Source organism: Kitasatospora sp. NA04385 (assembly GCF_013364235.1).
Classification (GTDB): Bacteria; Actinomycetota; Actinomycetes; order Streptomycetales; family Streptomycetaceae; genus Kitasatospora.
This window is the reverse complement of sequence record NZ_CP054919.1, coordinates 5748379-5771228: the sequence shown is the minus strand read 5'-3', so window position 1 is coordinate 5771228 and position 22850 is coordinate 5748379. Positions and strand designations below refer to the sequence as shown.

16 protein-coding genes are annotated in these 22850 nt (G+C 74.4%); 5 read left to right on the top strand and 11 right to left on the bottom strand.

Annotated elements, in window-relative coordinates:
- Window positions 1-76: 76 nt before the first annotated feature.
- The 5 genes from dxs to HUT16_RS25615 all read right to left on the bottom strand — a co-directional run bounded on the left by dxs (window position 77) and on the right by HUT16_RS25615 (window position 6864).
- Window positions 77-1978, bottom strand: a complete 1902-nt coding sequence (gene dxs / locus HUT16_RS25635) for a 1-deoxy-D-xylulose-5-phosphate synthase (protein ID WP_176190404.1) — start codon at window positions 1976-1978, stop codon at window positions 77-79.
- A gap of 203 nt (window positions 1979-2181) precedes the next feature.
- Window positions 2182-3450 (bottom strand): sugar ABC transporter permease, encoded by a 1269-nt coding sequence (locus tag HUT16_RS25630; protein ID WP_176190403.1) that lies wholly within the window; start codon window positions 3448-3450, stop codon window positions 2182-2184.
- Window positions 3447-4235, bottom strand: coding sequence for an ATP-binding cassette domain-containing protein (locus HUT16_RS25625; protein ID WP_176190402.1), 789 nt, complete (start codon window positions 4233-4235; stop codon window positions 3447-3449). The genes HUT16_RS25630 and HUT16_RS25625 overlap by 4 nt, the downstream gene beginning before the upstream one ends.
- A 170-nt stretch (window positions 4236-4405) precedes the next feature.
- The gene (locus tag HUT16_RS25620; protein WP_176190401.1) at window positions 4406-5503 is read right to left on the bottom strand and encodes a substrate-binding domain-containing protein; all 1098 of its coding nucleotides are present in this window, start codon (window positions 5501-5503) and stop codon (window positions 4406-4408) included.
- 191 nt (window positions 5504-5694) lie between these two features.
- On the bottom strand, window positions 5695-6864 hold the full coding sequence (locus tag HUT16_RS25615) for an ROK family transcriptional regulator (RefSeq protein ID WP_176190400.1): 1170 nt from the start codon (window positions 6862-6864) through the stop codon (window positions 5695-5697).
- A 163-nt stretch (window positions 6865-7027) separates the two neighbouring features.
- On the opposite strand from HUT16_RS25615, the gene pepN reads away from it, so the two are divergent.
- Window positions 7028-9592 (top strand): aminopeptidase N, encoded by a 2565-nt coding sequence (pepN, locus tag HUT16_RS25610; protein ID WP_176190399.1) that lies wholly within the window; start codon window positions 7028-7030, stop codon window positions 9590-9592.
- Window positions 9593-9774: 182 nt separating this feature from the next.
- Here pepN and HUT16_RS25605 read toward each other — a convergent pair whose 3' ends face one another.
- Both HUT16_RS25605 and HUT16_RS25600 read right to left on the bottom strand, forming a co-directional pair.
- The gene (locus HUT16_RS25605) at window positions 9775-11247 is read right to left on the bottom strand and encodes a cell wall metabolism sensor histidine kinase WalK (protein WP_176190398.1); all 1473 of its coding nucleotides are present in this window, start codon (window positions 11245-11247) and stop codon (window positions 9775-9777) included.
- A complete protein-coding gene (locus HUT16_RS25600; RefSeq protein WP_303392100.1) occupies window positions 11244-11957 on the bottom strand; it encodes a response regulator transcription factor in 714 nt (237 codons plus the stop codon). Before HUT16_RS25600 ends, HUT16_RS25605 begins: the two co-directional genes overlap by 4 nt.
- Window positions 11958-12130: 173 nt before the next feature.
- Here HUT16_RS25600 and HUT16_RS25595 point away from each other — a divergent pair, with 173 nt between their 5' ends.
- The 3 genes from HUT16_RS25595 to HUT16_RS25585 are packed head-to-tail and all read left to right on the top strand — an operon-like array spanning window position 12131 to window position 14664.
- The gene (locus HUT16_RS25595; protein ID WP_176190396.1) at window positions 12131-13477 is read left to right on the top strand and encodes a ferric reductase-like transmembrane domain-containing protein; all 1347 of its coding nucleotides are present in this window, start codon (window positions 12131-12133) and stop codon (window positions 13475-13477) included.
- A gap of 12 nt (window positions 13478-13489) precedes the next feature.
- The gene (locus HUT16_RS25590) at window positions 13490-13948 is read left to right on the top strand and encodes an FMN-binding protein (RefSeq protein ID WP_176190395.1); all 459 of its coding nucleotides are present in this window, start codon (window positions 13490-13492) and stop codon (window positions 13946-13948) included.
- Window positions 13945-14664, top strand: coding sequence for an FAD:protein FMN transferase (locus HUT16_RS25585; RefSeq protein ID WP_368662713.1), 720 nt, complete (start codon window positions 13945-13947; stop codon window positions 14662-14664). Before HUT16_RS25590 ends, HUT16_RS25585 begins: the two co-directional genes overlap by 4 nt.
- Before the next feature lie 7 nt (window positions 14665-14671).
- Here the strand turns inward: HUT16_RS25585 and HUT16_RS25580 are convergent, their stop codons facing one another.
- From HUT16_RS25580 to malQ, 3 genes are all read right to left on the bottom strand, one after another.
- Window positions 14672-15388: a heparin lyase I family protein gene (locus tag HUT16_RS25580; RefSeq protein ID WP_176190394.1), complete on the bottom strand. Its 717-nt coding sequence runs from the start codon at window positions 15386-15388 to the stop codon at window positions 14672-14674.
- Between the two features lie 167 nt (window positions 15389-15555).
- Window positions 15556-15777 (bottom strand): hypothetical protein, encoded by a 222-nt coding sequence (locus HUT16_RS25575; RefSeq protein ID WP_176190393.1) that lies wholly within the window; start codon window positions 15775-15777, stop codon window positions 15556-15558.
- Window positions 15778-15798: 21 nt separating this feature from the next.
- The gene (gene malQ, locus HUT16_RS25570; RefSeq protein WP_176192870.1) at window positions 15799-17910 is read right to left on the bottom strand and encodes a 4-alpha-glucanotransferase; all 2112 of its coding nucleotides are present in this window, start codon (window positions 17908-17910) and stop codon (window positions 15799-15801) included.
- Between the two features lie 350 nt (window positions 17911-18260).
- On the opposite strand from malQ, the gene HUT16_RS25565 reads away from it, so the two are divergent.
- Window positions 18261-22085 (top strand): beta-N-acetylglucosaminidase domain-containing protein, encoded by a 3825-nt coding sequence (locus tag HUT16_RS25565; RefSeq protein ID WP_176190392.1) that lies wholly within the window; start codon window positions 18261-18263, stop codon window positions 22083-22085.
- Window positions 22086-22198: 113 nt separating this feature from the next.
- Here HUT16_RS25565 and HUT16_RS25560 read toward each other — a convergent pair whose 3' ends face one another.
- The gene (locus tag HUT16_RS25560) at window positions 22199-22810 is read right to left on the bottom strand and encodes an HNH endonuclease (RefSeq protein WP_176190391.1); all 612 of its coding nucleotides are present in this window, start codon (window positions 22808-22810) and stop codon (window positions 22199-22201) included.
- Window positions 22811-22850: the final 40 nt, after the last annotated feature.

Below are 22850 nucleotides of genomic sequence, written 5' to 3'. Positions count from 1 at the left end.
GACGGTCGGACAATGGGCGCACCGCCGGGCGGCCGTTGCGGCTGCCGGGCGGTGCGCCCACGGAGGTTCCGGCGGGTCAGCTCCGGGCGAGTGAACGGGTGCTGATCAGTGCTTCGATCTTCTCCGCGACGGCGGGGCCGGTCAGCCCGATCTCCGCCATGATCTCGGCCCGCGAGGCGTGGTCGAGGAACTCCTGCGGGATGCCGAAGTCGCGCAGCGGGACGTCCACGTCGGCGTCGCGCAGCGCCTGGGCGACGGCGGACCCGACGCCGCCGGCCCGGCCGTTGTCCTCGACGGTGACCACCAGGCGGTGCTGGGCGGCCAGGCCGGGCAGCGCGGCGTCCACCGGCTTGACCCAGCGCGGGTCGACGACGGTGCTGGTGATGCCGCGTTCGGCGAGCAGTTCGGCGGCCTCCAGGCAGAGCGGGGCCATCGCGCCGATCGAGACGATCAGCACGTCGGCGGCCTCGTCCGCGGTGCCGTCCTCGTGGCGGCGCAGCACGTCCATGCCGCCGACCTTGCCGACGGCGGGCACCGACGGGCCGACGTTGCCCTTGGAGTAGCGGACCACGGTGGGGGCGTCGGTCACCTCGACGGCCTCGCGCAGCTGCAGGCGGACCTGTTCGGCGTCGCGCGGGGCGGCCAGCCGCAGGCCGGGGACGACCTGGAGGATCGACATGTCCCACATGCCGTTGTGCGAGGCGCCGTCGGTGCCGGTGACGCCGGCCCGGTCGAGCACGAAGGTGACGCCGAGCCGGTGCAGCGCCACGTCCATCAGGACCTGGTCGAACGCCCGGTTCAGGAAGGTCGCGTAGACCGCGACGACCGGGTGCAGGCCGTTGGTGGCCAGGCCGGCGGCGCACACCGCGGCGTGCTGCTCGGCGATGCCGACGTCGAAGATCCGGTCGGGGTAGGCCTTGGCGAACGGGGCGAGGCCGACGGGGTGCAGCATCGCGGCGGTGATCGCGACGATGTCCCGGCGCTCGCGGCCGAGCGCGACCATCTCCTCGCCGAACACGGACGTCCAGTCCTTGCCGGCGGTCTTCACCGGCAGGCCGGTGTCGGGGTGGATCACGCCGACCGCGTGGAAGCGGTCCTCGTCGTTGTTCTCGGCGGCGTGGTAGCCGCGGCCCTTCTCGGTGATGCAGTGCACGATGACCGGGCCGCCGAAGCCGCGCGCCTTGGTGAAGGCGGACTCCAGGGCCTGCAGGTCGTGGCCGTCGATCGGGCCGATGTACTTCAGGCCGAGGTCCTCGAACATGCCCTGCGGGGCGATGAAGTCCTTCAGGCCCTTCTTGGCGCCGTGCAGGGTGTCGAACATCGCCTGGCCGACCACGGGGGTGCGCTGGAGCGCGTCCTTGCCCCAGGACAGGAAGCGCTCGTAGCCCTGGGTGGTGCGCAGCGTGGAGAGGTGGTTGGCGAGGCCGCCGATGGTCGGCGAGTAGGAGCGCTCGTTGTCGTTGACGACGATGACGATCGGCAGGTCGCGGCTGTCGGCGATGTTGTTGAGCGCCTCCCAGGCCATGCCGCCGGTGAGCGCGCCGTCGCCGATCACGGCGACCACGGGGCGGTCCTTGTGGCCCTGGATCTTGTTGGCCTTGGCCAGGCCGTCGGCGTAGCCGAGGACGGTCGAGGCGTGCGAGTTCTCGATCACGTCGTGCTCGGACTCGGTGCGCGAGGGGTAGCCGGACAGGCCGCCCTTCATCTTCAGCCGGGAGAAGTCCTGGCGGCCGGTGAGCAGCTTGTGGACGTAGCTCTGGTGGCCGGTGTCGAAGAGGATGCGGTCGCGCGGGGAGTCGAAGACCCGGTGCATCGCGAGCGTGAGTTCGACCACGCCGAGGTTGGGGCCGAGGTGGCCGCCGGTCTTGGAGACCTCCTCCACCAGGAAGCCCCGGATCTCCTCGGCGAGCGCCGCCAGCTGCGCGGGCGTGAGTCGATCGAGATCGCGCGGTCCCCGAATGCGGGTCAGCAGGGCCACCCGTTCCTCCTCGTCCAAGTTCTCGCGCCCGCATGGGCCCGGAGGGCGTACGCCCCGCTTGAGTCTAATGTCCATTACCGGCCCGTAGTGCGGCGGGCAACCCGACCAGCTCTTCGGGTGGCCGTGCGCGGAACGCGCCGAACCGCGCGACCGCCCCCTGGTATGGGGGAACCGGTCGCGCGGTTCGGGGTGGGGCCGGGGGGTCAGCCGCGGCCGTGGGACTTCTGGGTGCGGCGGGAGACCGAGTCCAGGACCACCGCGGCGAGCAGCACCGCGCCGGTGATCATGTACTGGATGGCCTGCTGGGCGTGCACCATGTCCAGGCCGGTGGTGATGGACTGGATGACCAGCGCGCCGAGCAGCGCCGACCAGGTCTTGCCGCGGCCGCCGAAGAGGCTGGTGCCACCGATGACGGCGGCGGCGATGGCGCTCATCAGGACGTTGCCGCTGCCCAGCGCCTTGTCCGCGGAGCCCTGCTGGGAGGCGATGAACAGGCCGCCGAAGCCGGCCAGGCCGGCCGAGATCATGTAGACCGAGATCCGGACCCAGGCGACGTTGATGCCCGCGCGGCGGGCCGCCTCGATGCCGCCGCCGACCGCGAAGATCTGCCGGCCGTAGCCGGTGCGGCGGAGCACGAAGTCACCGATCGCGACGACGCCCACGAAGATCACCAGCGGCAGCGGCAGGCCGCTGTCCTGGTTGAGCATGTAGGCGGCGACCAGCACCACGACGCCGATCACGCCGGTGCGCAGCGCGATCTCGCTGACCGGGCGGGCCGGCAGGCCGGCCGCGGAGCGGCGGCGGGAGTCGAGCAGCTGGCCGCCGGCGAACAGCACGATGGTGACGATCGCGAACAGCCAGGCCCAGATGATGTCGCCGTCGCCCAGGAAGTAGGTGTCCAGGTTGGCGACGACGCCGTCCATCGGGTTGTTGACGGTGCCGAGTTCGCCCAGGACGAGCATCTGCAGGCCGTTCCAGGCCAGCATGCCGGCCAGGGTGACGACGAACGCGGGGACGCCGATCTTGGCGAAGAAGTAGCCGTGCAGGGCGCCGATGGCGATCGCGGAGACGATCGCCAGCAGGATGGCGAGCCACTCGTTGAGGCCCTGGCGGACCGAGAGCACCGAGGTGATGGCGGCGGTGGCACCGGCCACCGAGCCGAGCGAGAGGTCGATCTCGCCGAGCAGCAGCACGAACACCACGCCGACCGCGATCAGGCCGGGGCCCGCGATCCACTTGGTGATGTTGGTGAGGTTGTTGGCGTTGAGGAAGGTGCCGGTCTTGAACTGGAAGATCGCGGCGATGATGATCAGGCCGACGACCACCGGCAGCGAGCCGAGCTCACCGCTGCGGATCTTGCGGGTGAACTCGTCGAAGTAGCCGGCCAGGCCCTCCTTGCGGACCAGCAGGCGCGGGTCGATGGCCGGCGGGGCCGTCTCGACCGGGGTCGTGGTGGTGGGTTCGGTGGTCACTTCGCTTCCTCCGCGATTCGGGCCTGGCGCCGGGTTACCGCGTTGTCGGTGGCGCCGGTGATGGCGGAGATGATCTCCTCGTGCGAGGTGCTCGCGACCTCGAAGCTGCCGTTGTTGCGGCCCAGGCGGAGCACCGCGACGGTGTCCGCGACGGCCTTGACGTCGGCCATGTTGTGGCTGATCAGGATCACGCCGAGGCCGCGCTGGCGGAGCCGCTCGACCAGGTCCAGGACCTGGGCGGTCTGCTCGACGCCGAGGGCGGCGGTGGGCTCGTCCAGGATGACGATCTTGGGGTCGCCGACCAGGGCGCGGGCGATCGCGACCACCTGGCGCTGGCCGCCGGACAGGCCGGCGATCGGGATGCGCACGCTGGGGATGCGGATGGAGAGGGTGTCGAGGAGCTCGCGCGCGCGCTTCTCCATCGCGACCTCGTCCAGGGTGCCGAAGCGCTTGATCTCGCGGCCGAGGAAGAGGTTGCCGACCACGTCCAGGTTGTCGCAGAGCGCGAGGTCCTGGTAGACGGTGGCGACGCCCAGCTGCTGGGCGTCCTGCGGGCGGTTGATGCCGACCGCCTTGCCCTCCCACTCGATGACGCCCTCGTCGATCGGGTGGACGCCCGCGATGGTCTTCACCAGGGTGGACTTACCGGCACCGTTGTCGCCGACCAGGGCGACGACCTCGCCCGCGTGGACCTCCAAGTGCACGTCGGTGAGCGCCTGGACGGCACCGAAGCGCTTGGAGACCCCGCGCAACGCCAGTACGGGTGCGCCTGTCACGTGAACCAACTCCTTGAGTCCCGTGCCGGACCTGACGTTTCCGGCACGGCCGTCCCGCGTGCCGGGCCGGGCACGCGGGGTAGTGCGTAGTGCTTGCTGCTGGGGGGGGTGAAGCAGGGGGGGTGAAGCGGTGCGGGCGGGGGCTCCCGGGTGGTCAGGGAGCCCCCGCCCGGCGGGGATTACTGCAGGCCGGCCGCGGCGCAGGCGGCGGCGTAGTCGGCGGTGCAGATGTCCGCGACCTTGTACAGGCTGTCGGCGATCACGGTGTCCTTGATGTTCGCCTTGGTGACGACCTTCGGCTCCAGCAGCTGGGCCGGGATGCCCTTGTCGGTGCTGCTGTCGACGGTCGAGGTGGCGACGGACTTGATGTCCTTGCCCTGCAGCAGGTTGACCGCGAGCTGGGCGGCCGAGTCGGCCAGCGGCTTGTAGGCCTTGTAGATGGTGTAGGCCTGGTCGCCCGTGACGAGGCGCTGGATGGCGTCGAGGCCCGCGTCCTGGCCGCCGACCGGGACGTTGATGCCCTGGGACTTCAGCTGGGTGATGATCGCGGCGGCCATGCCGTCGTTGGCGGAGTAGACGGCCTGGAAGCCGTCCTTGCCGAGCTGCGAGATCGCGGCGCCGACCTTCTGGCCCGCGACGGTGGGCTTCCACTCGCCGCTCTGCTCGTAGACGACCTTCTTGACCTTGCTGTCCAGCACCTTGTGGGCACCGGCCTTGAACTGGCCCGCGTTCGGGTCGGCGTCGTCACCGTTGATCATCACGATGTTGGCGTCGGCGGCCTTGTCGCCCAGCGCGGTGACCAGGGCCTCGCCCTGGAGCTCGCCGACCTTCTCGTTGTCGAAGGAGACGTACGCGGAGACCGGGCCGGTGGCCAGACGGTCGTACGCGATGACCTTGACGTCCTTCTTCGCGGCCTCGGCGACCCACGCCTGGGTGGACTTGGCGTCGAACGCGTCGAGGATGATCACCTTGACGCCCTGGGCGATCAGGGTGTCGAACTGCTGCTTCTGCTTGGCCGCGGAGCCCTCGGCGTTGTTGTACTCGACCTTGCAGTCGGCGCAGAGCTCCTTGACCTTGGCCTCGATGAACGGCTTGTCGAAGGACTCGTAACGGGTCGAGGACGCGTTCTCCGGGAGCAGCAGGCCGATCGACTTGTTGTTGCTCGAACCCGCGTCGCTGCTCTTCTTGTCGTCGCCGGCCTTGCCGCAGGCGGCCATGGTGAGAGCCATCGAGACAGCGACAGTGCCGACGGCGACGCGACGCATCATTGCGTTCATGGTGGGGGGAGCCTCCCTGACAGAGCCGCGAATGTTGCGGCGAGGTGGGCAGGAGTCAACCCCGTGACAAAGCTTGACGTCAATAAGTAAAACCGGAAGGCCCCAGATCCAAACCCTTTCGTTATCTTCCTGAAGGCTCACTCGATACCGAGCGAGCCTTCGGGCGCACCGGCGGGGGTGCCCCGGGAGTGTCAGAGCACTCCCGTCTCGCCCATCTCGCTCATCACCAGGGCCAGCGCGCCGAGCACCTCGGCCCGGCCGCCCAGCGTCCCCGGGACGACCGACAGCTGGCGGGCCGCGCTGGGGATCGCGTACCGCGCCACCGAGTCCCGGATCGGGGAGAGCACCAGGTCACCGGCCTCGGCGAGGTCTCCGCCGAGGATCACCCGGCGGGGGTTGAGCAGGTTGCACAGGGTGGCCACGCCCATGCCGATCTGGCGGCCCGCGTCGGCGATCACCCGGCGGCAGCCCAGGTCGCCCTGCTGGGCCAGCTGCACCACCTTGCTCAGGCTCAGCTCGCCGGGGTGGTTGGCGTTCAAGAGGTTGAGCAGGTAGCGGGAGCCCACGAAGGTCTCCAGGCAGCCGCGGTTGCCGCAGCGGCACACCGGCCCCGCCTCGTCCAGCGTGATGTGGCCGATCTCGCCCGCGGTGCCGCCCGGGCCCCGGTAGATCTGGTTGTTGATCACCAGGCCGGAGCCGACGCCGCTGGCCACCTTGATGTACGCCAGGTCGCCCAGGCCCCGCCCGGCGCCCCAGACCAGCTCGCCCAGCGCGCCCAGGTTGGCGTCGTTGTCCACGTGCACCGGCATGCCCAGGCGCCCGGCCAGCTCCTGGCCCGGCATCACGCCCGTCCAGCCCGGCAGGATCGCGGTCGAGCCGAGCGCCCCGGTCTCCACGTCGATCGGGCCCGGCACGCCCAGGCCCACCCCGATCACCTTGTCCGCCGGGAAGCCGGCCTGCCCCAGCAGCCGCTCCACCATCCGCTCGGCCCGGTCGAAGCCCTGCTGCGCGGAGACGTCCACGTCCAGCGGCTCGCTCTCCTCGGCCAGCACCCGGTGCGCCAGGTTGCCGACCGCCACCCGCAGGTGGGTGTGCCCGAAGTCCACGCCCACCACGATCCCCGCGTCCCCGCTCAGCGAAACGCTGCGCGCCCGCCGCCCGCCCGAGGAGGTGTCGGCCACCACCACGGTGCCGGACTCCTTGAGCTCGCGGACGATGTTGGACACCGTCGCGGCCGACAGCCCCGTGCCCCGGGCGATCTCCGCCTGGGTCAGCGATCCGGCCATCCGCACCGCTCGCAGCACCCGTTCGAGATTGGCCCGGTGCAGTGAGGACTGCGATCCCGGTGTGTCCGTCGACATGTTCCACCCTCCAGGGCGCACTTGCGGTTCGTCCGAAGTTCAGCTTCAACTTCTGAACTCTATGCTCCGGTACTGCTCGGAGGGGGAGTCAAGCACGAACACGGATCGTTACTCGCATGGGAGGATTCCCGGTAACCCGAGCCCTGACGAAGGAGTCCTGCGAGTGCCTGGCACCAACTTGACCCGTGAGGAGGCCCGCACCCGGGCCGCACTCCTGGCCGTGGACGCGTACGAGATCGAGCTCGACCTGAGCTCCGCGCGCGAGGGCGGCACCTTCCGGTCCACCACCGTGGTCCGGTTCACCGCCGCCGAACCCGGCACCTCGACCTTCATCGACCTGGTCGCCCCCGCCGTGACGGAGATCGTCCTCAACGGCCGCGCCCTGCCGCTGGAGAACTTCGCCGACAGCCGCATCGCGCTGCCCGACCTGGCCGCCGCGAACGAACTGCGGGTCGTCGCCGACTGCGCCTACACCAACACCGGCGAGGGGCTGCACCGCTTCGTCGACCCCGCCGACGGCGAGACCTACCTCTACACCCAGTTCGAGGTGCCCGACGCCCGCCGCGTCTTCGCCAACTTCGAGCAGCCCGACCTGAAGGCCACCTTCGCCTTCACCGTCACCGCCCCCGCCGGCTGGGTGGTGGTCTCCAACTCCCCCACCCCCGAGCCGGTCGGCGACGGCGACACCCGGGTGTGGGCCTTCGAGCCCACCCCGCGGATGTCCACCTACATCACCGCGCTGATCGCCGGCCCGTACGTCGGCGTCTTCGACAGCTACGACAACGGCGCGCAGCACGTGCCGTTCGGCGTGTACTGCCGCCCGTCGCTGCGCGAGTTCCTGGACGCGGACGCGATCTTCGCGGTGACCCGGCAGGGCTTCGACTACTTCCAGGAGAAGTTCGACTTCCCCTACCCGTTCGCCAAGTACGACCAGCTGTTCGTCCCGGAGTTCAACGCCGGCGCGATGGAGAACGCGGGCGCCGTCACCTTCCGCGACCAGTACGTGTTCCGTTCCAAGGTCACCGACGCCTCCTACGAGGCCCGCGCCGCGACCATCCTGCACGAGCTCGCCCACATGTGGTTCGGCGACCTCGTCACCATGGAGTGGTGGAACGACCTGTGGCTGAACGAGTCCTTCGCCACCTTCGCCGAGGTCGTCTGCCAGGCCGAGGCCCCCGGTTCCAGGTGGCCGCACTCCTGGACCACCTTCGCCAACCAGATGAAGACCTGGGCGTACCGGCAGGACCAGCTGCCCTCCACCCACCCGATCATGGCGGAGATCAACGACCTGGAGGACGTCCAGGTCAACTTCGACGGCATCACCTACGCCAAGGGCGCCTCGGTGCTCAAGCAGCTGGTCGCCTACGTCGGCCAGGACGCCTTCTTCCAGGGCGTGCGCGCCTACTTCAAGCGCCACGCCTGGGGCAACACCCGGCTCGCCGACCTGCTCGGCGCGCTGGAGGAGGCCAGCGGCCGCGACCTGCGGACCTGGTCCAAGGCGTGGCTGGAGACCGCCGGCATCAACGTGCTGCGGCCGGAGCTGTCGGTCGCCGCGGACGGCACCATCGAGTCCTTCGCCGTCCTGCAGGAGGCCCCCGCGCTGCCCGCCGGCGCCCGCGGCGAGGCCGTGCTGCGCCCGCACCGGATCGCCGTCGGCCTGTACGAGCTCGTCGACGGCAAGCTGGTGCGCACCGACCGGATCGAACTCGACGTCGACGGCGAGCGCACCGAGGTCCCGCAGCTGACCGGCCGGGCCCGGCCCGCCGTGCTGCTGCTCAACGACGACGACCTCTCCTACGCGAAGGTTCGGCTCGACGCCGACTCGCTGTCCGTCGTCACCGCGCACCTCGGCGACTTCGCCGACTCGCTGCCCCGCGCCCTGTGCTGGGCCTCCGCCTGGGACATGACCCGCGACGGCGAACTCGCCACCCGCGACTACCTCGCGCTGGCCCTCTCCGGCCTGCCGCGCGAGAGCGACATCGGCGTGGTCCAGTCCGTCCAGCGCCAGGTCAAGCTGGCCCTGGAGCTGTACGCCGACCCCGCCTGGCGCGAGAGCGGGCTGCAGCGCTGGGCCGCCGCCGCCCAGAGCGCCCTGCACGAGGCCCCGGCCGGCAGCGACCACCAGCTCGCCTGGGCCCGCACGCTGGCCGGCGCCGCCCGCACCGACGAGCAACTCGCGCTGCTCGCCGGGCTGTTGGACGGCACCGTGGAGATCGACGGCCTGGCCGTCGACACCGAACTGCGCTGGAGCCTGCTCGGCCGGCTGGTCGCCACCGGGCGCGCCGACGAGGCGGCGATCGACGCCGAACTCGCCCGCGACAACACCTCCTCCGGGCAGGAGCACGCCGCGACCTGCCGCGCGGCGCGGCCCACCGCCGAGGCCAAGGCCGAGGCGTGGGCGTCGGTGGTCGACTCCGACACCCTCACCAACTACGTGCAGGAGGCCGTCATCGCCGGCTTCCAGCAGCCCGACCAGCGGGAGCTGCTGGCCGCCTACACCGAGAAGTACTTCGCCTCGGTCAAGCAGGTGTGGGAGACCCGCAGCCACGAGATCTCCCAGCAGATCATCGGCGGGCTCTACCCCTCCTACGCGGTCTCCCGGGCCACCCTGGACGCCACCGACGCGTGGCTCGCCGCGGCCGACCCGGCACCGGCGCTGCGCCGGCAGGTCGTCGAGGCGCGGGCGGGCGTGGAGCGGGCGCTGAAGGCGCAGGCCGCCGACAGGTAAGGACGGCGGGAGAGCACCGATAGGGGCTCGGGGAACGGCGAGCCCGTGGCTGCTGACGGTTCACTGCCGTTGCGTGCATCGGCTTCTGGTTCTGTCACTGCACGCAGCAGCACGGACACTTCGATGGGCTCCGGCCGTCAGCAGCACGGCCCCGCCGTTCCCCGGGCCCCTGTCTGCCCTCTCTATGCGTTCAAGGTGACGGTGAAGGTGGTGCGGCCCGGGGCGCTGTCGAGGGTGACGGTGCCGTGGTGGGCGTGGACGACGGCCCGGACGATGGCGAGGCCGAGGCCGGTGGAGCCGGTGCGGCGGGAGCGGGCGCGGTCGCCGCGGGTGAAGCGGTCGAAGACGTGCGGGGCCAGGTCGGCGGGGATGCCGGGGCCGTCGTCGGTGACGGTCAGGCGGCCGTCGGGGGCGAGGCCGAGGGTGACGGTGGTGCCCTCGGGGGTGTGGGTGCGGGCGTTGGCGAGCAGGTTGGTGACGACCTGGGCGAGGCGGTGCGGGTCGCCGGGGACGGTGACCGGTTCGGCGGGGAGTTCGAGCAGCCAGCGGTGCCCGGGGGCTGCGGCCCGCGCGTCGGCGGTGCAGTCGAGGGCGATCCGGGTGAGGTCGGTGTCCTGGACGGCGAGCGGCCGACCGGCGTCGAGGCGGGCGAGCAGCAGCAGGTCCTCGACGATGGTGCCCATCCGGAGGGATTCGGCACTGATGCGTTCCAGCGAGTGCCGGACGGGCGCGGGGACGGGACCGGGGTGCCGGAGGGCGAGTTCGGCGTGGCCGCGGACGCTGGCGACGGGGTTGCGCAGCTCGTGGCTGGCGTCGGCGGCGAAGGCGCGCAGGCGCTCCTCGACCTTCTGGCGGCGGGTCAGGGCGTCCGCGACGTGGCCGAGCAGGCTGTTGAGCGCGGTGCCGACCCGGCCGACCTCGGTGCGCGGGTCGTCGTCGGGGACGCGTTCGGCCAGGTCGACGGCGCCGTTGGCGAGCGGGAGGGTGGAGACGCGTTCGGCGGTGGCGACGACCCGGTCCAGCGGGCGCAGGGCGAGCCGGACGGCGAGGGTGCCGGCGGCCGCGGCGGCGGCGAGGGCGGCGGCGAAGACCACGAGTTCGATCAGCAGCAGGCGTTGCACGGTCTCGTCGACGGGGTGCAGCGGCAGGCCGGTGACCAGGGTGTCGTGGTCGTAGCCGGTGACGGCGGCGACCCGGTAGTGGCCGAGGGCGGCGAGGTCGAGGTCGCGGGGGCGGCCGTCGGCGGGCAGGGCGCGCAGCGCGCCCAGGTCGGCGACGTCGAGCGGGACGGCGGCGTCGGCGCTGCCGCCGTGCCGGCCGGGCGGGATGTCGCCGACCACCGCGGCGTGGGTGAGGCCGCCGTCGACCAGTCGGGCGCCGAAGGTGCCGGGCGACTGGGCGCGGGTGTCGTGGCCGCTCTGGCCGGGGTGTTCGAGGCTGGCGGCGTAGCGGCCCCCGGCGGCGGAGAGCTGCTGGTCGAGGCGGTCGACCAGGAAGTGCCGCAGTGCCTCGCAGGTGGCCAGGCCGACGCCGGCGCAGATCAGCACCAGCAGGGTCAGGACCCCGGCCACCAGCCGGGCCCGCAACGTACGGGGGCGCAACGCGCGGGCCCTCAGCGCGCGGGGGCGCAACGTGCCCGGGGCCGGGAGCCTCATCCGGTGGCCGCCCGCAGGACGTACCCGGCGCCGCGGACGGTGTGGATCATCGGGGGCCGCCCGGCGTCGATCTTGCGGCGCAGGTAGCTGATGTACAGCTCGACCACGTGGGCCTGGCCGCCGAAGTCGTAGGACCAGACGGCGTCCAGGATCTGGGCCTTGCTGAGCACCTGGCGGGGGTGCTCCATCAGGTGCCGCAGCAGGGCGAACTCGGTGGGGCTGAGGTCGACGGGTTCGTCGCCGCGGCGGACCTCCCGGCCGACCGGGTCGAGCCGCAGGTCGCCGACGGCGAGGGTGCCGGGGGCGGCGGGGCCGGGGGGCGCGGTGCGGCGGAGCAGGCCGCGCAGCCGGACCACGACCTCCTCCAGGCTGAACGGCTTGGTGACGTAGTCGTCGCCCCCGGCGGCGATCCCGGCGATCCGGTCCTCGACCGCGTCGCGGGCGGTGAGGAACAGGACGCGCACCTCGGGGTCGGTGGTGTGGACGCGGCGCAGCACTTCGAGTCCGTCGAAGTCGGGGAGCATCACGTCGAGCACCACGGCGTGCGGGTGCCACTCGGCGGCGGTGGCGACGGCGTCCAGGCCGCCGGTGACGCCGCGGGCCTGCCAGCCCTCGTAGCGCAGGGCTCCGCAGAGGACCTCGACCAGGTCGGGTTCGTCGTCGACCACCAGGACCCGCCAGGGGGTGTCCGCGTGCTGCATGGGGGGCATTCTGCCGTTCCGGAATGAGAATGCGGTGAGACCGCCGGAGCCCGTCCGGCCCGGGTCCGACCGCTCCGAGCTGCGACGATGCCCTCCCGGGACGCCCGGTAGGACGATCGGTTCATAGGGAACTGAGAACTTCCGGTGACACCGTGGGCCCCGCACCACCGAAGGAGGGCCCGTTGACCGCAGTCTCCGCTCCCGCCCGGCCCGCCGCACCCCGCCGCGCCGCGCACCCGGACGCCGTCCGGCGCGGCGCGCTCGCCCTGGTCGGGCTCGGCGCGCTCGGCGTCCTCGCCCGGTGGTGGGCCGACACCCCGCGGGTGGCCGGCGCCGCCGACTGGCTCACCGGCACGGGCCGGATCACCGGCCTGCTGGCCGGCTACGCCGCGCCCGTCCTGCTGCTGCTGATGGCCCGGATCCCGCTGCTGGAGCGCGAGGTGGGCGCGGACCGGCTGGCCCGCTGGCACGCGTACGGCGGTCGCTACCTGGTCTCGCTGGTCACCGTGCACGTGCTGACCGTGATCTGGGGCTACGCGCTGACCGACGGGCAGGGCCTGTGGGGCCAGACCGTAGAAATGGTGTTCCACTTCCCCGACATGCTCAAGGCCACCGCCGCCACCCTGCTGCTGCTCGGCACCGGCGCGGTCTCCGCCCGGGCCGCCCGCCGCCGGCTGGGCTACGAGACCTGGTACTACCTGCACCTGGCCGGCTACCTGGCCGTCGCGCTCGGCTTCGCCCACCAGCTCACCACCGGCGCCGACCTCGCCGCCGGCCCCGCGCGGGCCGGCTGGTACCTGCTGTACTTCGGCACCGCCGCCGTCCTGGCCCGGTACCGGCTGCTCCGCCCCCACCTGCGCGACCGGCGGCACCGGCTGGAGGTCGCCGAGGTGCGCGCCGAGGGGCCGGGCGTGGTCTCGGTCTTCCTGACCGGGCGGCACCTGGACGAACTGCGCGCCGAGCCCGGGCAGTTCTTCCGGCTGCAGTTCCTCACCCCGCAGCTGCGCTGGGCCGCCAACCCGTACTCGCTCTCCGCTCCCCCGCACCCGCGCTTCCTGCGCTTCACCGTCAAGGACCTGGGCACCCACAGCGCGGCGCTCGCCGCGCTCGCCCCCGGCACCAGGGTCCGCGCCGAGGGCCCGTACGGGGCGTTCACCGCGCGGCGGCACCGCGGCGGGCCGGTGCTGCTGCTCGGCGCGGGCGTCGGCATCACCCCGCTGCGGGCGCTGGCCGAGACGCTGCCCGGCCGGGTCACCCTGGTGCAGCGCGCCCGCCGCCCCGAGGACGTGCTGTTCCGCCGCGAACTCGCCTCCGTCGCCGCCCGGCGCGGCGTCCGGGTGCACGAACTGCTCGGCGGCCGGGCCGAGGTGGGCGACCTCGGTGCCGCGCTGCGCCGGCTCGTCCCCGACCTGGCCCGGCACGAGGTCTACCTGTGCGGCCCGGCGGAGTTCGCCGCCGACGCGGCCCGCGCGCTGCGCGCCGCCGGGGTCCGGGCCAGCCGCATCCACCACGAGTCCTTCGCCCTCTAGGAGCACCCCGCCATGCGCCGCGCCGTCATCACCGCCTCCGCGACCGCCGCCGGAGTGGTCCTGCTGCTCTCCCTCAAACCGCACGACGCCGCCCCCGCGCACGCCGTCTCCTCCGCGAACGGCGGCGGCGCGGCGGGCACCTCCGGCACCTCCGGCACCGGCACCGCGGCCGGCGCGCAGGCCGCCGACGGGACGACCGGCACCTTCACCGGCAGCGCGGTCGACACCAGGTACGGGCCGGTGCAGGTCGAGGTCACCGTGACCGGCGGGCGGATCAGCAAGATCGACGTGGTCCAGTACCCCACCCGCGACCGCCGCGACCAGGAGATCAACGAGTACGCGATCCCCGTCCTCAACCGGGAGGCGATCGCCGCGCAGAGCGCCGACATCGACGTCGTCTCCGGGGCGACGTACACCAGCGACGGCTACACCCGCTCCCTGCAGAGCGCGCTCGACCGGGCAGGGAAGTGAGCGCCCGCCACGTCGAGCACGTGATGGGGACGGTCTTCTCCTTCACCGTCCGCGACCCGGGGCCGGAGACCGGCCCGGCGATCCGGCGGATCGTGGCGCGGCTGCACCGGATCGACGCGGTGTTCTCGACGTACCGGCCGCAGAGCGAGGTCAGCCGGCTGGAGCGCGGGGAACTCGCCCTCGCGGAGGCCGACCCCGAGGTCCGCCTGGTGCTGGAGCGCTGCGCGGAGCTCGCCGCGGAGACCGGCGGCTACTTCAGCGCGCGGCCCGGCGGACGGCTCGACCCCGGCGGCTACGTCAAGGGCTGGGCGGTCGAGGAGGCGTCCCGGGCGCTGCGCCGGTCCGGCTCGGTCCAGCACTGCGTCAGCGGCGGCGGGGACGTCCAGACCGCGGGCGGGCCCTGGCGGGTCGGGATCGCCGACCCGCACCGCGCGGGGGCCGTCGCCCGCGTCGTCACCGGCCGCGACCTGGCCGTCGCCACCTCCGGCACCGCGGAGCGCGGCCCGCACGTCATCGATCCGCACACCGCCCTGCCCGCCGCCTCCTTCGCCTCCCTGACCCTGGTCGGCACGCACCTCGCCCGGCTCGACGCCCTCGCCACCGCGACGTTCGCGATGGGCGCCCCCAGGGGCCTGCACTGGCTGGCCGCGCGGGGCGTCCGGGCGCTGGCGATCCACCCGGACGGACGGCAGGAGACGACGGCGGGCTGGGGGTAGGGCGGCCTCAACGGCCCTTCGCCAGGTCGAGGGTGGTGGTGACGGCCGGGCTGGTGAAGGTGTGGACGGCGTCGGCCGGGGCGGGGTGGTAGGAGCCCCACTTGAAGTAGTCGCGGGTGCCGTCCCAGGTGGTGCCGGTGTAGGTGCCGGAGCCGGTGGTGAAGGTCTGCTTGACGCCGTCGAACCAGAAGTCGACGGTGCCGTCGGTGCGGCCGAGGCGCAGCTTGAGGACGTAGCCGTGCCACTGGTCGTCGGCGGTGGGGGCGCTCCAGAGCGGGTGGGCGACGTGCGCGGTGTCCCACTCCTGGAGGCGGATCCGGCCGTCGGCGACGTCGATCTCGACGGGGTGGTTGGCGGTGCCCTCGCTGGGCGAGCACTTGAGCTGGAAGACGTAGCGGCTCCGGTCGTCCCCGATCCGCACCCGGGAGGACCAGCCGACGTAGACGGTGTCGCCGGCGCGCAGGTCGGGGCCCAGCGCCTCGCAGCGCTCCTCGCCGGCGGCCTGGCGGGCGCGCCAGACCCGGCCCTTGACGGGGTCCTGGACGGTGCCGAAGTTCCCGGCCGCGCACTGGACGCCGGCGAAGGAGGCGGGGCCCTTCGCGGTGTCGGCGGCCCAGAGCACCCGGCCGGCGGCCCCGGCCGCGGGTGCGGCGGCGGGCAGGGCGAGGGCGGCGCCGGGCAGCAGGGCGGCGGCGAGGACGGCGGTGCGGGCGGGACGGAACATCGGCGCTCCGGGGGCGGGAGGTGGGCTTCGCTCCGGCTGATGTTCCGTCACCGCCGGGCCCGCCGCCACGACCGCCGCGCGGGAGGGAGCGCGAAGGCGGCGGCGACCGCCGGACCGCCAGGGTGCCGGTGGTCCGGCGGTCGCCGCCGTACGGGTCGGGGACCCGGTTACTTCTTCTTGCTGCCCGGGATCATGCAGAGGCCGGCGATCACCGCGAAGGCGACGATCGGGAGGGCGACGAACAGACCCAGGGTCTGACCGACGCTCAGGCCGGAGCCCGGGTTGTCGCCGTCGTCACGCACGTTGGCCATGGCGGGCGACGACATCAGCATCATCAGCGTGGCCGCCGCGGTGACCGCACCGGCGCGCATTGCGTTCCTCTTGTCCACGTTTCCCAAGGTACCGGCCCCCTACACCGTCGCGCCCGGCGGGGTGCGCCTGTCGGCGTGTCCCGGCGGCGGGGGGTTCAGCGGGGCGAGGGTGGCGGCGATGCCCGCGGTGCCGGGGGCGGCGGCCAGCGCGTCCAGGGTGCGGGGGGTGCCGGTGGCGTCGGCGACCGGCAGGCGCCAGTTGGGGTACTGGTCCCAGGTGCCGGGGAGGTTCTGCGGGCGGGGGTCGCCGACGGCGTCGGGGAGCCAGACGCCGACCAGCTTGGCGGGGGTGGCCAGCAGGTAGGCGTACAGCGCCTCGGGGGTGGCGGGCTCGCCCTCGGCGAGCAGGCCGATCCGGACGAGCTCGCGCCGCCAGTCGGCGAGTTCGGCGGCGGCGGCGTCCTGCTCCTCGCCCAGCGGGCGGGCCAGCAGGCCGAGCCGGTGGCGCAGTTCGACGTGCTCGCCGGTGAGCCGGGCGGCGGTGGGGGGCAGGTCGTGGGTGGTGAGGGTGGCCAGGCAGCCGGGGCGCCAGCGCTCGGGGGGCAGCACGGTGCCGCCGGCCTGCCAGTCCCGTTCGAACCAGAGCACGGAGGTGCCGAGCACGCCGTGGTCGGCGAGCCGTTCGCGCACGCCGGGCTCGACGGTGCCGAGGTCCTCGCCGATGACGGCGGTGCCGGCCCGGTGGGCCTCCAGGGCGAGCACGGCGAGCATCGCCTCGGCGTCGTAGCGGACGTAGGTGCCCTCGGTGGGGCGGACGCCCTCGGGCACCCACCAGAGCCGGAACAGGCCCATCACGTGGTCGATCCGGATCGCCCCGGCGTGCCGGGCGGAGGCCCGGATCAGCTCGGCGAACGGGGCGTACCCGGCCTCGGCGAGGGCGTCGGGCCGCCAGGGCGGCAGGCCCCAGTCCTGGCCGTGGGCGTTGAACGCGTCCGGCGGGGCGCCGGTGGAGATGCCCGCGGCCAGCACGTCCTGCAGGGCCCAGGCGTCGGCGCCGTCGGGGTGGACGCCCACCGCGAGGTCGTGGATCAGGCCGATCGGCATGCCGGCGTCGGTCGCGGCGCGCTGGGCGGCGTGCAACTGCTCGTCGACCAGCCAGGCCAGCCAGCGGTGGAACTCGATCCGGTCCTTCAGCTCGGCCTTGGCCGCCGCCACCTGCGGGTTGCCGGGGTGGCGCAGGCCCTTGGGCCAGGAGTGCCAGCCGCCGCCGTGCGCCTCGGCGAGCGCGTTCCACACCGCGTACCGCTCCAGCCACTCGCCCTCGCGCCGGACGAACGCCCGGTAGGCGGCGTCCCGGCCGACCCCGCGGGGCACGGTGTGCAGCAGTTCCAGGGCCTGGCGCTTGAGCGACCACACCGAGTCCCGGTCGATCAGGGCGTCGTGCTCCAGCACCTCCTCGCGCAGCAGCCGGGCCCGGCGGGCGAGGTCGCGGGCCTCCTCGTGCCGGGCGTACTCGGGGACGGCCTCGATCCGCAGGTGCACCGGGTCGGCGAAGCGGCGCGAGGACGGGCGGTACGGGGACGGGTCGGAGGGGGCGCCGGGCATGCCCGCGTGCAGCGGGTTGATCTGCAGGAAGCCCGCGCCGAGTTCGGCGCCGGCCCACTGGGCGAGTTCCGCGAGATCGGCCAAGTCGCCCATGCCCCAGGACCGTTCGCTCAGCACCGAGTAGAGCTGGGCGAGGAAGCCCCAGCTGCGCTGCTGCGGTTCGGGGATCCGCGGCGGGGCGACCACCAGCGCGGCGCGGGCGGTGCGCCCGTCCGCCCGGACGGTCAGGACGTGCCGGCCGGGGGGCAGGTCGGCGGGCAGCCAGTGCGCGTGCTCGCCGGTCGGTTCCCAGTCCTCGCCGCCCTGTTCCAGCCCGATCCGGACCTCCGCGCCCGCCGGCAGGTCGAGCGCGGTGCGCCGCCCCTGCCAGGCCACCACGGTGGGCGGCAGCAGCCGCCGGGCGGCCTCCTCGCGGTGCCGCTCCAGCGCCTTCGCGGCCAGTTCCGGCGTCCCGGCGTCGACCCCGAGCGCGGCCAGCACGGCGGTCAGCGTCCGCGCCCCGACCTGCACCGGGCCGGACCCGGCGTCGTAGCTGGTGTCCACCCCGTACGCGTGCGCGAGCGCGGTCAACTCCGGTGGGGCCGGCGGGTTGTCCTCCGCCGGCACCTGCTCGGATCCGGCCTGCTCGCGGTCAAGGTATGCGGCCACCCAGCGCGCTCCGTCCTCGGGGACTCCCCCACGCCAACAACGTCGACAGGCACAGTCCTACCCGTGCCGCCGCCCCCCGACCCCGACCGACACGGCCCGCGCCCCGCACCGGTCGGGTGAACGTGGCCCGGCGGCCGGTCGGCGGGCCGCCGGGGCTCCGGCCTTTTCGGTCGATAACGGACATAGCCGCCAGGGGCGTTGACAGCGGCGCGGGTAGCTGGTGGGGTGGGCGGGCCGGGTGGCCGCGGGGGGCCGGGCCGGAGCGGCGGGGGGCCGGTGAGCTGGGCGTTTCGGGCGAGGAGGCTCCGGTGCAGGCGCGGGTTTCGGTGGCGGCCGGACGGCGGCTGCGGCAGCGGTTGGAGCGCAGCGCGGCGCTGCGCGAGGTGCTGAACCACCCGGCCGCGCTGGCGGCCCGCCGGACGGCGGCGCGGACGGCGCGCCAGGTGGCGCCGAAGGCCGCGGACCGCCTCATCGCCGATCTCAAGGGCACCGCGCCGCTGCTGGCCTCGGTGCGGGCCGAGCGCCGCACGGGCCGCCGGGGCAACACGCTGCGGGTCGCGGCGACGCTGTCGGCGGCGGCGGTGGTCGGCGGGCTGGTGCTCCCGGCCCCGGGCTTCGCCGCGGAGGCGAGCGTCCACCAGGGCCTGCGCAGCGCCGTGCCGGACACCGCCGAACCGGTCGGCGCCGCGGCGGCCCCGCTGCCGCTGGGTTCGCTGACGGACCCTCAGGTCTTCCCGCGCCCGCAGGAGTTGCGGGCGGGCGGCAAGCCGGTGGCGGTGCCCCGGCAGGTGACGGTGGTGCTGGCGGACTCCGCGGACGGCCCGGCGGTGGACGCGGTGCGCGCGCTGCTGGCCCGGGCGGGCGCGGTGCAGGTGGTGACCTCGGCGCAGGCGCCCGAGCACCCGGCGCCGGGTTCGCTGGTGGTGTACGTGGGCGGCCCGTACGAGGGCGCGGGCGGGGCGACCGACCGGGCGCTGCGGCAGCTCGCGGCGGCGGGCGGCCTGAAGGACACCGAGGTGCCGGGGCTGGCGGGCCTGCCCTCCGGCGGCTACCTGCTGGCGTCCGGGCAGCTGCCGGCCGAGGGCGGCGCGTACGGCGCGGTGGTGCTGGCGGGCGCGGACGGCGCGGGCACCTTCTACGCGGCGCAGAGCCTGGCGCAGCTGCTCGCCCCGGTCGGCCCGGGGCAGGGCCAGGGCGGCGAGGGCGACAAGGGGTTCCCGGGCGTGCTGCTGCGGGACTGGCCGTCGGGCGCGGCCCGGCGCGGCACCGCGGAGTCGTTCTACGGGGCGCCGTGGAGCTCGGCGCAGCGGCTGGCGACGGTGGACTTCCTGGGCCGCACCAAGCAGGACTACTTCCTGTACGCGCCGGGCGGCGACCCGTACCGCTCGCAGCGCTGGCGGGAGGCGTACCCGCAGCAGCAGGCGGCGGAGCTGGCCGAGCTGGCGGCGCGGGCCCGGGCCAACCACGTGACGGTGGCGTACTCGATCGCGCCGGGGCAGTCGTTCTGCTTCTCCTCGGGCAAGGACGCGGACGCGCTGGCCGCCAAGCTGGACGGGCTGTGGGGGCTGGGCGTGCGGGAGTTCCAGCTGGACTTCCTGGACGTGTCGTACGACGAGTGGCACTGCGGGGCGGACCGGCGCACCTTCGGCACCGGGCCGGTGGCGGCGGCCAGGGCGCAGAGCGCGCTGGTCGCCTCGGTGCGGCAGAAGCTGCTGGCGAAGCACCCGGACCTGGCGCCGCTGTCGGTGGTGCCCACCGAGTACCTGAAGCAGGGGACGTCGCCGTACCGGGCGGCGCTGGCGGCCGGGCTGCCGGACGGGGTGCGGGTGGTGTGGAGCGGCGGCTCGGCCATCCCCCAACAGGTGACGGGCGAGCAGATCGACTCCACCGCGGCCCTGTTCGGGCGCCCGCTGGTGACGATGGACAACTACCCGGTGAACGACTCGGCGCCGGACCGGCTGTTCCTGGGCGGCTACGCCGGGCGGGACGCCGAGGTGGCGCGGCGTTCGGCGGTGCTGCTGACGGCGGCGATGAGCCAGCCGGTGGCGTCCCGGATCCCGCTGGCGACGGCCGCCGACTTCGGCTGGCAGCCGGACGGCTACCAGCCGGAGCGGTCGCTGGCCGCGGCGCTGCGGCTGCTGACGGCGGGGCCCGCGCAGCAGGCCGCGGCGGCGGCGCTGGCGGGCAACAGCGCCTCCTCGCCGCTGGGCGGCGAGGAGTCCGCGTACCTGGCGCCGCTGGTGGAGCGGTTCTGGGCGGCGGCCGAGCCCGGCTCGGGCGCGCCGGCCGACGCGGGCCGGCTGCGGGAGGCCGCGCAGCCGCTGCGCGAGGCGTTCACGGTGATGGCGGACGCGCCCAGGACGCTGGCGGACGACCCGCTGGCGCAGGACGCGGCGCCGTGGCTGGCCCGGCTGTCGGCGTACGGCTCGGCGGGCCGGGCGGCCGTGGACATGCTGCTGGCCCAGCAGGGCGGCGACGGCACCGCGGCCTGGCAGGCCCGGCTGGAGCTGGGGCGCCAGCGCGGGGTGCTGGAGCAGAACCCGGTGACGGTGGGCCGGGGCGTGCTGGACGCGTTCCTGGAGCGGGCGGCGAAGTCCGCGGACACCTGGTCGGGCATCACCGCCGGGGCGGCCCCGACCACCACCCTGGGCACCGCGCACGACCACGGCCCGGCGCTGATGGCGGACGGCTCCGGGCAGACCTTCTACTGGTCGTCCGCGCCGCCGCAGGTCGGCGACAGCTTCGGCCTGGACCTGGGCACCCCGAAGCCGCTGGGCTCGGTGACGGTGCTGATGGGCGGCTGGGGCGACGACCCGGACGCCCGGTCGGCGGCCGACGACTACCTGCACGACGGGGTGCTGGAGTACTGGAGCGGCACCGGCGGCTGGCAGCGGCTGGCCACCGTGCACGGGCAGCGGACGATCAGCGCGACCGCACCGGTCGGCGCGGTCGCCAAGGCGGTGCGGCTGCGCGCCACCTCGGGGCAGCAGACCGCGATCGCGGTGCGGGAGTTCACCGCCGACGCGCCGGACGCGGTGGACACCGCGGTGTCCGGGCCGCCCGCCGCGCCGGGCTCCTCGCCGGGCGCGGTGCTCTCCGGCGACCCGGACTCGGCGTTCCGGGCGGCCGCGCCGCCCGTCGAGGGCGACGCCCCGCTGACGGTGGAGCTGGGCTCGGCCCGGCCGCTGGACCGGCTGACCGTGCTGACCGACCCGACGGTGCGGGCCGAGGCGACCGCGCAGGTGCGCCGCCCGGACGGCAGCTGGGCCGACCTGGGCCCGGTGCGGCCGGGCTACAACGAGCTGCGGGCGGACGGCGGGCCGGTGGAGGCGCTGCGGCTGGTGTGGCGGCCGGGCGGCGAGGCGCCGGTGGTCAACCAGGTGATCCCGTGGTGGGCGGACGTCCCGGCGGCCCGGCTGACGCTGGCCCAGCCGACGCTGGACGTGGTGGCGGGCGCGACCGCGCCCGCGCAGGCCGTGGCCACCGTGGAGTCGGGGCGGCCGGACGCGCTGACCGGCGCCCTGCGGGCCGAGGTCCCGGCGGTGGCGAAGGGGCTGGCGGTGGACCCGGCCGCGGCGGTGACGGTGCCGCGCGGCGGCCAGGTGGGCGCGCCGCTGCGGGTCACGGCGGCCGCGGACACCCCGTCGGGCACCTACCGGGTGCCGCTGGTGTTCACCGCGGGCGCGCTGACCGTCCGCCAGGAGCTGCTGGTGCACGTGGTGCCGCCGACCGGCGGGCCGGACCTGGCACCGACCGCGACCGCCTCGTCCTCGGGCGACGACAGCGCGAAGACCCCGGCGGCGGCGGTCGCCGACGGCGACCCGAAGACCTCCTGGAGCTCGCCCGCCGAGGACGCCGCCTGGGTGCAGCTGCGGCTGCCGCAGCCGGTCCGGCTGGGTTCGGCGGTGCTGCACTGGGGTGCGGCGTACGCCTCCGCGTACCGGCTGGAGGCCTCCGCCGACGGCGTGGTGTGGACCACCGTCGCGGAGGTGGGCAACGGGCAGGGCGGCACCGAGACGGTCCGCTTCGACGCGCCGGGCGCGCAGTACCTGCGGGTGCAGGGCGTGGGCCGGGCCACCCGCTACGGCTACGCGCTGTCCGGCGTCGAGCTGTACGGCGTGCGGACGCCGTAGCGGCGCGGACGCCCCGGCAGCGGGAACGCGGCGGGCCGCCGGCGCTCCCGTTCCGGGGGCGGCGGCGGCCCATGAGGCGTACCGGTGGTCGTGTCGGGCAGGCCCTTGTCTGTTCAGGCGGAGAGCGGTGCGTGCTGCTCGCCGCGGCGGATCGGACGGGTGCGGACGGGAACGGGCAGGACCGTCTCCGGATGGTCGTGGTGCTCGAAGTCCCGGAACTGGTCGAGGCCGCCGTACGGCTCCAGGTAGGGCCGCCAGCGCGGGTCCTTGATCCCGGTGCCGATGACCCGCCAGGCCAGGCCGCTGGGGGCGGCCGGGGGGCGCTTCATCCGCCAGCCGAGGTCGGCGAGGTGCCGGTCGGCCTTGGTGTGGTTGCAGCGGCGGCAGGCCGCCACCACGTTGTCCCACCGGTGCTGGCCGCCCCGGCTGCGCGGGATGACGTGGTCGACACTGGTGGCGGCGGCCCCGCAGTACACGCACCGGCCGTGGTCGCGGGCGAACAGCGCCCGCCTGGTCAGCGGTACGGGGCCTCGGTAGGGGACCCGCACGAAACGGGTCAGTTTGACGACGGACGGTGCCTGGACGGCACCGGTGGCGCTGTGCAGTGTGGTGCCCGCATCCTCCAGGGCGATCGCCTTGTGGTTGAGGACCAGGATGAGGGCGCGTCGCATCGAGACGACACCGAGCGGCTCGTACGACGCGTTGAGGACAAGGACATGCGGCACGGGGCCTCCTTGGACGCCTGCGGCGCGTGGCTCGCGCCGA